10 protein-coding genes are annotated in these 11,723 nt (G+C 43.1%); 4 read left to right on the forward strand and 6 right to left on the reverse strand.

Going from position 1 to position 11,723, the window contains the following annotated elements; translation table 11 throughout:
* Positions 1–32: 32 nt before the first annotated feature.
* From A7968_RS14910 to priA, 5 genes are all read right to left on the reverse strand, one after another.
* Positions 33–407 (reverse strand): gamma-butyrobetaine hydroxylase family protein, encoded by a 375-nt coding sequence (locus A7968_RS14910; RefSeq protein WP_064667371.1) that lies wholly within the window; start codon positions 405–407, stop codon positions 33–35.
* A gap of 96 nt (positions 408–503) precedes the next feature.
* A complete protein-coding gene (gene hslU, locus A7968_RS14915; protein WP_064667372.1) occupies positions 504–1,832 on the reverse strand; it encodes an ATP-dependent protease ATPase subunit HslU in 1,329 nt (442 codons plus the stop codon).
* 11 nt (positions 1,833–1,843) lie between these two features.
* Positions 1,844–2,362, reverse strand: coding sequence for an ATP-dependent protease subunit HslV (gene hslV, locus A7968_RS14920; protein WP_064667373.1), 519 nt, complete (start codon positions 2,360–2,362; stop codon positions 1,844–1,846).
* Positions 2,363–2,442: 80 nt separating this feature from the next.
* Positions 2,443–2,967, reverse strand: coding sequence for an SPOR domain-containing protein (locus tag A7968_RS14925; protein WP_064667374.1), 525 nt, complete (start codon positions 2,965–2,967; stop codon positions 2,443–2,445).
* Positions 2,968–2,987: 20 nt separating this feature from the next.
* Positions 2,988–5,174: a primosomal protein N' gene (gene priA, locus A7968_RS14930; RefSeq protein WP_064667375.1), complete on the reverse strand. Its 2,187-nt coding sequence runs from the start codon at positions 5,172–5,174 to the stop codon at positions 2,988–2,990.
* Positions 5,175–5,407: 233 nt separating this feature from the next.
* Here priA and rpmE point away from each other — a divergent pair, with 233 nt between their 5' ends.
* A complete protein-coding gene (rpmE, locus tag A7968_RS22990) occupies positions 5,408–5,620 on the forward strand; it encodes a 50S ribosomal protein L31 (RefSeq protein ID WP_084448215.1) in 213 nt (70 codons plus the stop codon).
* 557 nt (positions 5,621–6,177) lie between these two features.
* Positions 6,178–7,419, forward strand: a complete 1,242-nt coding sequence (locus tag A7968_RS14935) for a malic enzyme-like NAD(P)-binding protein (RefSeq protein WP_064667376.1) — start codon at positions 6,178–6,180, stop codon at positions 7,417–7,419.
* A gap of 82 nt (positions 7,420–7,501) precedes the next feature.
* Here the strand turns inward: A7968_RS14935 and metJ are convergent, their stop codons facing one another.
* Positions 7,502–7,822, reverse strand: a complete 321-nt coding sequence (gene metJ, locus A7968_RS14940) for a met regulon transcriptional regulator MetJ (protein WP_016709540.1) — start codon at positions 7,820–7,822, stop codon at positions 7,502–7,504.
* 235 nt (positions 7,823–8,057) lie between these two features.
* On the opposite strand from metJ, the gene metB reads away from it, so the two are divergent.
* Together metB and metL are read left to right on the forward strand one after the other, a co-directional pair.
* Positions 8,058–9,320 carry a cystathionine gamma-synthase gene (metB, locus tag A7968_RS14945; protein ID WP_064667377.1) on the forward strand — a complete coding sequence of 421 codons (1,263 nt, stop codon included), beginning with the start codon at positions 8,058–8,060 and terminating at the stop codon, positions 9,318–9,320.
* 7 nt (positions 9,321–9,327) lie between these two features.
* Positions 9,328–11,673, forward strand: coding sequence for a bifunctional aspartate kinase/homoserine dehydrogenase II (metL, locus tag A7968_RS14950; protein WP_064667378.1), 2,346 nt, complete (start codon positions 9,328–9,330; stop codon positions 11,671–11,673).
* Positions 11,674–11,723 lie beyond the last annotated feature (50 nt).

An 11,723-nucleotide genomic window follows, 5' to 3' on the forward strand; every position in this document is an offset into this window, starting at 1 on the left:
ATCAACTTAAAACTTACCAGCTTAAAGCTAATCTAAGGCACAAACTTGATCGGTACGCTGTCTTTATTGGCTTGATGCTCTGCGACACGTTGTTGGTAGGTTTGCCATAGCTCGTCATGTTGAGTTTGTAGGTGGCTGAAGTATGCCCAGCTGAATAAGCCGCTGTTGTGGCCATCGTCAAAGTCTAAACGCAGTGCGTAGTGGCCGACGGGTTCAATATGTTTGATACCAACTAACTGTTTATTTAGCACCAACTTCATCGGTTCGTTGCTGTGGCCTTGCACTTCGGCAGATGGTGAATGAACGCGTAAAAACTCACAGCTAAAGGTGCAATGGCTGTCATCGTCAAAATAAACATCAAGGGTTTTACTAACTGTATGATGATGTACCTTGATCACTTGCTTCATTGTTATACCTTTGTGTTGAACCTAGAACCTAGAACCTAGAACCTAGAACCTAGAACCTAGAACCTAGAACCTAGGCCCTAGATCCTAGTTTTAAAATTAAAGAATGAAGCGACTTAGGTCTTCATCTTCAACCAGTGCACCTAAATGCTGCTCTACATAGGCGGCGTCAATCACGATACTGCTGCCAGCTTGCTCGGAGGCATCATAGGAAATTTCTTCCATTAGCTTTTCCATCACGGTGTGTAGACGACGGGCACCGATGTTTTCGGTTTTTTCGTTTACTTGCCATGCCGCTTTGGCAATGCGCTCAATGGCGTCGTCGCTAAACTCAACATTTACTTGCTCTGTTTTAAGTAGCGCATGTTGTTGCTCGGTCAATGAGGCGTGTGGCTCGGTTAGAATGCGTTTAAAGTCATCAGCGGTGAGTGCTTCAAGTTCTACACGAATAGGTAGGCGACCTTGTAGCTCTGGGATCATGTCTGATGGTTTTGCCATTTGGAATGCGCCAGAGGCAATAAACAACATGTGGTCTGTTTTCACCATACCGTGTTTAGTGCTCACCGTTGAGCCTTCAATAAGTGGCAGTAGGTCGCGCTGTACGCCTTCACGGCTTACGTCTGGGCCTGATGATTCACCACGCTTACAGATTTTGTCGATCTCGTCGATAAATACAATACCGTTTTGTTCTGCGGCGAAGATTGCTTGCTCTTTTAGTTCTTCAGGGTTCACTAATTTAGCGGCTTCTTCTTCAACTAACAGTTTGAAGGCTTCTTTGATTTTAACTTTGCGTTTGCTGCGCTTGTCACCGGACATATTTTGGAACATGCTTTGCAGCTGGTTGGTCATCTCTTCCATACCAGGTGGTGCCATGATCTCAACGTTTGGTTGCGCTTGAGCTAAATCAATATCGATTTCTTTGTCATCCAATTGCCCTTCGCGTAATTTCTTACGGAATACTTGGCGTGTAGATGAGCCGTCATCGCGTTGGCTTTCACCAGATGAATCTTTTGCTGGTGGCAGTAGCGCGTCTAAAATACGCTCTTCTGCGGCTTCTTCAGCGCGATGTTTAAACTTTTTAGTTTGTTGCTCGCGGGTCATTTTGATTGAAACGTCAACCAAGTCGCGAATGATAGTTTCAACTTCTTTACCAACATAGCCTACTTCAGTGAATTTAGTGGCTTCCACTTTAATAAAAGGGGCGTTGGCAAGTTTAGCTAAGCGACGGGCTATTTCAGTTTTACCGACACCGGTTGGGCCGATCATCAAAATGTTTTTCGGCGTTACTTCAGTGCGCAGGTCTTCATTGAGTTGCATGCGGCGCCAGCGGTTACGAAGTGCAATGGCCACTGCTTTTTTTGCTTTAGCTTGGCCAATGATATGTTGGTCAAGTTCATGAACGATTTCTCTGGGAGTCATATCAGACATAGCAGTTCCTATTACAATTCTTCGATGGTTTGGAAGTTATTTGTGAATACACAAATGTTGCCTGCAATGGTGAGGCTTTTCTCGACGATTTCACGCGCGCTAAGCTCGGTGTTTTCAAGCAAGGCGGTTGCTGCAGATTGCGCAAAGTTACCGCCACTACCGATGGCAATGAGGTCGTTTTCAGGTTGCACAACATCGCCGTTACCGGTGATGATCAAAGACGCGGTGGAGTCGGCAACAGCAAGTAGCGCTTCTAGTTTGCGCAAGGCGCGATCGCTACGCCAATCTTTGGCCATCTCAACTGCGGCTTTGGTTAAATTGCCTTGGTGCATTTCAAGTTTGCTTTCAAAACGTTCGAATAGGGTGAAGGCATCAGCAGTACCGCCAGCAAAACCAGCGATCACTTTGCCATTATAAAGGCGTCGAACTTTACGGGCATTGCCCTTCATTACGGTGTTACCAAGTGAAACTTGGCCATCGCCACCAATGACGACTTTATCGCCGCGACGTACACTTACAATAGTGGTCATGTTATTCCTCATCATCGAGCCGCAGGGGCGACTCGTTAAAAACGATTGATGATGAGTTAATATGGGTTAACGGACTAAAATCAAGTCCAATTCCAAATTCCACAGCCAGTTATTTTACTGCGCTTGAGTTTATTTTTATCACTTTCGGCTAAACGTTTGGTTTTGTAAGGGCCTAGGCGTACTTTGTACCAAACCCCATTGCTGCCTGTTGTTTCTCGAATTTCTGCAATTAATCCGGCAAAAGCAATTTTTGCTTTAAGAGTTTCTGCTTGGCCGTATGTTCTGAATGAACCACATTGCATGACATAGGGGCCTTTTTGTTCAATTTCTCTTACTTCAACCTGAATTTCATGTTCTTTGATTTCTTTAATAAACTCTGGTGGGCGCGGTTTTACGAGTTCTTCTTTCACTTTTGCAGGCATTGGATTTGCTTGCTGTTCAACCAGTTTAGGATCGGCATTGGTCTTTACATACCATAAACCAAAGCTAAAACCCGCAACTAACAAAATGGCCACAAGCATCAATAACACCGGAAAGGGCTTTTTTGGTGGTGGCTGTTTTTTACGGTTGTTTGGCTTTTTATTTATAAAATCGTGTTGTGCCATGGTTATGTGGACTTCTAACCTTAAATCATATCTATAGGATCTACATCTAAGCTCCATCGCACCTTTTGCGCTAATTTACTGGTACTTAAATAGTCGACCATTTGCGCGAGATATTGGTGTAATAGAGGGCGTTCGAGCGCTTGAATATGTAATTGAAAACGGTATTTCCCTGCAATTCGCTCGAGTGGTGCAGGGATCGGACCCAGTAATTGTATACCAGTTAGACTCTGAACTGGAACTAAATCCGTTAAAAAATCGACCACTTGCTTTATGTTGTGGCCTTCAGCACGCACAATCGCCATATTAGTAATGGGGGGCAGTTGCGCGTCATCACGCTCTTGTAAGGCAAAACGGGCAAAATCTTGATAACCATTATTGACTAAATCTTGCAATAACGGATGTTCAGGGAAGTGTGTTTGTAATAATACCTGACCCGGCTCACCACTGCGCCCAGCGCGTCCTGCAACTTGTGTTACTAACTGCGCTAAATGCTCGGTTGCGCGAAAGTCACAGGAATACAAGCCGCCATCTACGTCGAGTATTAGTACGAGGCTGACGTCAGGGAAGTGATGACCTTTGGCCAGCATTTGTGTGCCTACTAAAATGCGAGCGCCGCCTTGGTTTATATCATCTAGGGCTTTTTCTAAGCTGCCTTTACGTCGTGTTGAATCGCGGTCAATGCGGCTAATTGGGGTGTCAGGAAATTCACTGCTTAAAAACTCTTCTATTTGTTCAGTGCCTTTACCATTGGGGAATATTTGTGTACTGCCGCAATCTGGGCACTGGTGCGGCACCCGTTCTTGCTCGCCGCAATGATGGCAAATCATCTGGCCGATTGCTTTATGAAAAGTCGCACTGGTGCTGCAACGTTTGCATTCACTGAGCCAGCCGCATTCATGGCAAATCAAGGTCGGTGCAAAGCCACGACGATTTAAAAATACCATCACTTGTTTACCACGCTTTAAGTGCTGGCGAATAGTGGCTAGGCTGCCATGTGCTATGCCTGCTTGGTCGGGTTGACCTTTCATATCCAGTAATTGAAATTGATTATCAGTGCTGGTTTGCGCGCGTTGTGTGAGGCTTAATAGTTGGTATTTATTGTTAAGTGCCTTATGCAAGGTTTCAAGAGCCGGAGTAGCTGAGCCTAAAATAAGCGGTATTTTATGCTGAAAAGCACGATAAGCGGCTAAGTCTCGGGCGTGGTAACGTAGCGTGTCTTGTTGTTTAAAAGAGCTGTCATGCTCTTCATCTACGATGATCATACCGAGTTTTAAAAACGGTAAGAAGATACTTGAACGGGTGCCGATCACTATGGCGCAGCTAGCTTTTTCACAAAAGCGCCAGGTTTGCAGGCGTTCATTATCGGTCAACGCAGAATGCCACAGCATAATGGGGGTATCTGGAAAACGCCGACGAAAGCGGTTAACGGTTTGCGGGGTAAGGCCTATTTCAGGTACCAGTACTAACGCTTGCTCACCACGTTTTAAAACGTCTTCAAGGCACTGTAAATAGACTTCGGTTTTACCGCTGCCAGTCACCCCTTCAAGTAAAAAGCTATTAAACCCTTGTGCTTGATTTATGGTGCTACAGGCAACCGCTTGCTCTTTATTTAGCGTCGGTTTATTGCCCACGGTAGGCGCTTGTTGCTGCCATTGATTGTCGTGCTCGATGGTTTGGCTGATCAGTTCTTTAGTCAGCAAGCTGTCGATGGTTTTTTTACTAAACCCCAATGCTTTTAATTCTGTTAAAGACGATTTACCCGATTCGGCCAATTGCTTGAGCAAGTTTAATTGGCTGGTTGCTTTTAAAGACGGCAGCTTGGCGCCTTTGTCGGTCAGTGCCACCATATTGATACTGCTTTTATCTGGGCATAAACCTTGGCGCAGTGCACTTGGCAGGGCAATATGGATGGTTTCGCCTAATGGATAGCAGTAATACCGTGCGGTAAAGCGCAATAGTTCGATATGTTGCGGCGATAGAATTGGTTCATCGTCAATGACTTCAAATAGGTCTTTGAGCTTGTCGGCGGGCACGTCGCTGTGTGTTTTTAAAGCCAATACCACTGCAACTTTACGTTGATTGCCAAACGGTACCATGACACGAGCCCCCACTTGAGGCGGTGTTGATAAACCGTTAAGTTGCGTTGGGATGCGATAATCAAAGGTGCGCTGCAACGGAACTTTTATAGCAACTTCAACAAAACTCATAACAACCCAAACAATAACTAGCAAGGAAGTTAATGTACTAAAATTACAGCTAAAAACCTAGCAGCGAATCTTGGCTTTAACGTTTTTGTTTAATTTATTAGCAAAAACACTATTTAAAGCTTGTAGCAAGCGGGGTTGTTGCATAGAATACGCGTCCTAAATAATTTGTTTTAACGACGTATGGTGCCAGACTACGGGTTTGGAGAGCGATGCGGCCTTAACTAGAGGTTTCTATGAAAGAAGGTATTCACCCTAAGTACGAAGTAATTTCAGCATCATGTTCATGTGGAAATAAATTCGAAACTAGTTCTACACTGTGTAAAGACATTCACTTAGACGTATGTTCTGCGTGTCACCCGTTTTACACTGGTAAGCAAAAAGTTTTAGACACTGGTGGCCGTGTTGATCGCTTCAACAAGCGTTTCGGTTCACTTAGCAGCAAGTAATGCTTGTTGTTTTGTCGGAAAAAAGCACCTTAGGGTGCTTTTTTTTATGCCTGTAATTAAAAAAACTGCGTCCATCTTGCCCTTAATTCCTGCCCATTTAGCGTTATTTACTGCATTCATTATGTTGTGACTATTTCCCACTTTTATAGCCAGTATAGCGAGCAAATAACAGACAAATAGTGATTTATTCTCTATATTGATTATCGTGTTAAAGCGCTAGATTAAATGCTTTTGTCGATAAAGTTAGCCTTTATGCTGCTAAATGTTGCTAACGTCTCACTTATGTGAATATCTACTTTTGCTGATAGTTTTTGCTTTAAATATTCACTTAACAAGCATTTTTAGTTAGGTTTTTTGATGCTTTATGTGGTTTTTATCGCTTTTAATTGCAGTTTTTTTGCAAAACTTGACGATAAAACGCATAAAATTAACGGATATAGCATATAACAGGATAGACCTGATATTGCTTGAATTTAATTATAATATAGGTATCGTTCCCTATAAGAACTGCTTACTCTCACTTTCAACTTAATTTACTTGCAGGATAAAATCGCGTTATGTCAGATTTTCGTGAACAAGCTTTACATTACCATTCGCATCCCGTTCCAGGAAAAATCAGTGTCGAGCTAACTAAGCCGGCTGAAACAGTCCAAGATCTCGCTTTAGCATATAGCCCTGGTGTTGCAGAACCTGTACGTGAAATCGCTGCTGATCCTGCTAATGCCTATAAATACACAGGTAAAGGCAATATGGTCGCGGTTATTACTAACGGTACCGCAATCTTAGGTTTAGGTAACTTAGGGCCATTGGCGTCAAAACCAGTAATGGAAGGTAAAGCTTTATTATTTAAACGCTTTGCAGGCCTAGATTCGATTGATATTGAAGTAAAACACAATACCACTGAAGACTTTATTAATACGGTGGCAAACATCGCAGATACGTTTGGTGGCATTAACTTAGAAGATATTAAAGCGCCAGAATGCTTTGAAATCGAAAAGGCATTGATCGAACGTTGTAGCATTCCGGTGTTCCACGACGATCAACACGGTACTGCGATTGTTACAGCCGCAGGCATGATCAATGCACTTGAAGTGCAAGGTAAAGATATTGAAGATGCCATTATCGTGTGCTTAGGTGCTGGCGCCGCTGCGGTTGCATGTATGGAACTGCTGATCAAGTGTGGCGCATTGCGTGAACATATTTATATGCTAGACCGTAAAGGTGTGATCCATACTCGTCGTGATGATTTAAACGAATATAAACAGTTATTTGCTAACAATACTGATAAACGTACTTTGCAAGATGTAATTGCTGATGCCGATGTTTTTGTGGGGGTATCTGGGCCAAACCTATTAGCAGCTGAAGATCTAAAACTGATGGCTGATAGACCCGTAGTATTTGCGTGTTCAAACCCAGATCCAGAAATATCACCTGAGCTTGCTCACGGTGCACGAAATGATTTAATTATGGCGACGGGTCGTTCTGATTATCCAAACCAAGTAAATAACGTATTGTGTTTCCCATTTATTTTCCGCGGTGCACTCGATGTACGCGCCAGCAAAATTAATGATGAAATGAAAATTGCGGCGGTTGATGCTATTCGTAGTATTGCTAAAGAGCCAGTCCCTGCTGAAGTATTAAAAGCAGCGGGTGTAGATAAGCTTGAATTTGGCCCTGAGTATATTATTCCAAAACCGATGGATCCGCGTTTATTACCGCGTATCGCTAAAGCTGTCGCGCAGGCGGCTATAGATTCGGGTGTTGCGCAAATCGATATGCCTGAAAATTACATGGCGTAACTTATTTGCTGGTTAATAAAAAACCTCAGTAACGTAAGTCGCTGAGGTTTTTTTGTAGCCAATCCCTGAAGTATATTTTTGTTTAATCTTCGTTGAGTACAGGTACTTCTAGACCCATCTCAAGCATGATTTTCTTCACTTCTTCAGGTACTTTCTCTGGATTATCTTTACGTAAGTCTTCATCGTTTGGCAATGGTTGGCCAGTAAATGCGTGTAAAAATGCTTCACAAAGTAGTTCGCTGTTTGTTGCATGGCGAAGATTGTTAATTTGACGGCGAGTACGCTCATCAGTTAAAACTTTTAATACATTTAGCGGGATCGAAACGGTGATCTTTTTAACTTGTTCTGATTTCTTCCCGTGTTCTGCGTATGGGTGAATATATTCACCATTCCATTTAGCCATAGGATGTGTCGTTGCCTCAGGTTGTTAATTGTTTGCGCGACCTTTTGCTGCGCAAAGATGCCGAAATTCTATCGTTTTAAATAAGATAGTCAAATACTAGTTATTTAGCCATCTAGCAACTTAAATGTTTTTACTGCCATGCTTGCACCTAAAACAGCATAAATGCTTTGACTTCTTAAATCCGATCCTCTAACCTTTTAGACGTCTAAACATCCATTTAATTGTAGGTGACGTTATGAGTCAAAAGAACAAAGCAACTATTGCAGTGCGTAATGGCATTGATGCAGATAAACATCACGGCGCCGTTGTGCCTCCTATTCATTTATCGACCACCTACTCATTTGCCGATTTTGATACTAAGCGCCAATATGATTATGGCCGCAGCGGTAATCCTAACCGTGACATTTTAGCTGAAACCTTAGCAAAGCTTGAAGGCGGTGCAAAGGGCATAATTACTGCAACCGGCATGGCGGCAGTGCATTTAGCCACGCAACTACTTAATAGTGATGATACTTTAGTGATCCCACATGATTGCTATGGTGGCAGCTATCGTTTATTTACCTCGCTTGAAAAGCGCGGGTTATTAAAATTAGTGGTTTTAGATTTAACTAAAGCTGAAAACCATCAAAAAATTCTTGAGATCAAACCAAAGCTTATTTGGATTGAAACACCCAGTAACCCAATTTTACGCTTAACAGATATTAAAGCGATCACCACAATTGCCAAGCAGTGCGGTGCATTAGTTGGCGCTGATAACACCTTTTTGTCACCAGCGCTACAGAATCCTATTGAGTTTGGTGTAGATATCGTGGTGCATTCAACCACTAAATATATTAATGGCCACTCTGATGTAGTGGGCGGTGCTGTGATTGCTGCAACTCAGGAGCTCGGTGATGAACTTGCATGGTGGGCTAATAATATTGGGATCACTGGTGCGCCGTTTGATAGCTACTTAACTTTACGTGGCCTGCGTACTTTAAATGTGCGTCTGCGCCAACATCAAGAAAATGCCTTTATCATTGCCCAGTATTTAGAAAACTCACCTTTCGTGAGCCAAGTATATTACCCTGGTCTTGAGTCTCACCCACAACATGAGTTGGCAAAACAACAACAACGTGGTTTTGGTGGTATGGTAAGCTTTGATATTAAAGGTGATGTTAACGATGCCGCGGCATTTTTAACCAGCCTTGAAGAATTCAGCTTAGCGGAATCATTAGGTGGAGTAGAGAGTTTAATTTGTCACCCTGCCACCATGACTCATGCCGGAATGGAAGCAACCGCGCGCTTAGCTGCCGGCGTAGGTGATACGTTGATCCGTATTTCGGTCGGTATCGAAGACGCTAAAGATTTGGTCGCTGATTTAGAACGGGTCTTTAATAAAGTGAAACCAGGTCAAGGCCAGCGCTCAGCAACTACAGCAACATCGGTTTCGCAACAACAAGATCAAGAGCAATCAAGCTCATTTAAGCTGACTCCAGCACATACGGCTTTGTGGTAAATAGAAAATGGTAAATATAGTTCATAAATTTGGTGGTTCTAGCTTAAGCTCAGCGGAGCGCTATCAGGCTGTTGCTAATATTATTTTAGCGCATACAGAAGCGGGTGACTGTGTGGTGGTTTCTGCCGCCGGTAAAACCACCAATACGTTAGTTAAATTGTGGCAAAGCTATCAGCAAGGTGATCAACAAGCTGTGAGTGATATTTTACTACAGCTTGATAACCATCAACGTACTTTGATTGAGCAATTGTTAAGCCCTACAGCGCGCCATGCGGCATTAAACCTACTTGAGCAAGAGCTGGCCTTAATAGCGCAACAAACGCAGCAGCAAAGCTTACAGGAAGCTGCATTACTTGCTCATGGTGAAGTGTGGTCGGCACGTTTGTTAGCCACTTATTTGCAGCAACTCGGTCTTGAAGCGAAAGATGTTGATGCCCGTCAGTTATTTACTTTAAATGATGGACAGTTATTACATCAAAAAAATCAACAAGCCTGTGCTGAGTTGATCTCGGCACATTGCATTAATGTGGTTACTGGCTTTATTGCTGCCGATTGCCAAGCAAATACAGTTACGCTTGGGCGTAATGGCAGTGATTACAGTGCCACTTTGTTAGGCAGTTATTGCCACGCTAATCAAGTGTCGATTTGGACTGATACTCAAGGGGTATTTAGTACTGATCCGCGTAAAGTTAAAAAAGCTATAAAGTACTCAAAAGTATGCCGTGGCCAAGCTAATTTACTGGCTCGTTTAGGTAATCCTGTTTTACACGCAAAAACCTTATCACCACTAAAAAATACAGATATTAAGTTAGTGGTTCGTAGCAGCTATGATATCGAAGCCAGTGCTACAGAGGTTGTAAAAGAAGGCTATAGCAAAGCGAAGCGTTTTATCACCACCTTAGAGAATATTGATTTATTGCGTATTGATCAGTTGCGAGGCGGTGAAATTGGTGAATTAAGCCAGCTAATTCAGCATAGTTTGCACCACTTTGTGCAAAATGGTGATACTTACTTATTAGTGCCAGCTGATGCAACTCATCAAGCGGTCAGTCATTTGCAAGGGCGCGCGAATATTATTGAATCTAACTTACATGGCTGCGCTGTTGTCGCGCCACGTAATGATGTGGCGCAATTATATGAACAAGCGACTGGGGTGCTAACTGAGCAAAGCTTAACTCCTCGCTTTAGTCATCAAGATACAGACTATATTTTACTTCTTACTGATCAATCAATTGATAGTGATGTACTGACCATATTGCACGATAAATTGATCAACAAAGGTCAAGAGTTGGCTATTATTGTTGCGGGTTTAGGCAATGTGGGTGAAGTGTTTCTTGAGCAACTTAGTCAACAATTACACCGTTTACAACAGCATTTTAGCGTCAAGCTGGTTGGTTTATTGCGTTCTCAAACAATGCTGTTTAGCCCCAGTGGTATTGCACTTGAACAATGGCAATCACAGTGGCAAAACGAAGCGATTGACTATCAACAGGACGATCTACTAACGCGTATCAGTGAACTTGATTACGAACACAAAGTAGTGATTGATATTACCGCCAGTGAAGCGTTTAGTGAGCTTTACCCTGCGTTTGTGAACTTAGATTGCCATTTGATCAGCGCTAACAAATACGCGGGTACTGCAAACAATGACTGGTATCAAAGCTTACGCCACAATTTAGCTGAGCGTAACTTGCTGTGGCGTTATAACACTAGTGTTGGTGCAGGGCTGCCAATTAACTTTGCGCTCGCTGATTTACAAAATAGCGGCGATAGTATTACTCACATTGAAGGGGTGTTTTCGGGGACTTTATCGTGGTTATGCAGTAGCTATGACGGCAGTGTGGCGTTTTCAGAGCTAGTCTTGCAAGCGCAAAGAATGGGTTACACAGAGCCTGATCCGCGTGAAGATTTATCTGGGCGTGACATGCAGCGCAAACTGCTTATTTTAGCCCGTGAATTAGGCTTAACCTTAGAGCTGGATGAGATTGGCTTAACGCCATTAATGCCTGAGCAGTTAGCGCAGGGTGATTGGCAGTCTTTCCTAGATAACAAGCAGTTGCTTGATGATTTTATTGCAGACAAAGCACAAACTGCGGCGGTAGAAAATAAAGTGCTGCGTTATACCGGTGCACTGACAATTGCCGATGATAAAGTAACCGCTAAAGTTGGGCTTGCATATGCAACACAAGGTGATGCCTTGGCTAACTTGACCCCTGGCGATAATATTTTTGTCATCAACAGCCAGTGGTATAGCGATAATGCCTTGGTGATCCAAGGCCCTGGCGCGGGTAAAGAAGTAACCGCCGCGGGCGTACATTCTGATTTATATTGGCTAGTGCAAAACTTAAAATAATCGTGATCATCAATCATAAAAAAAGCGCCGATTGGCGCTTTTTTTATGCA

The sequence above is a fragment of the Pseudoalteromonas prydzensis genome, from assembly GCF_001661495.1.
Lineage (GTDB): Bacteria > Pseudomonadota > Gammaproteobacteria > Enterobacterales > Alteromonadaceae > Pseudoalteromonas > Pseudoalteromonas prydzensis.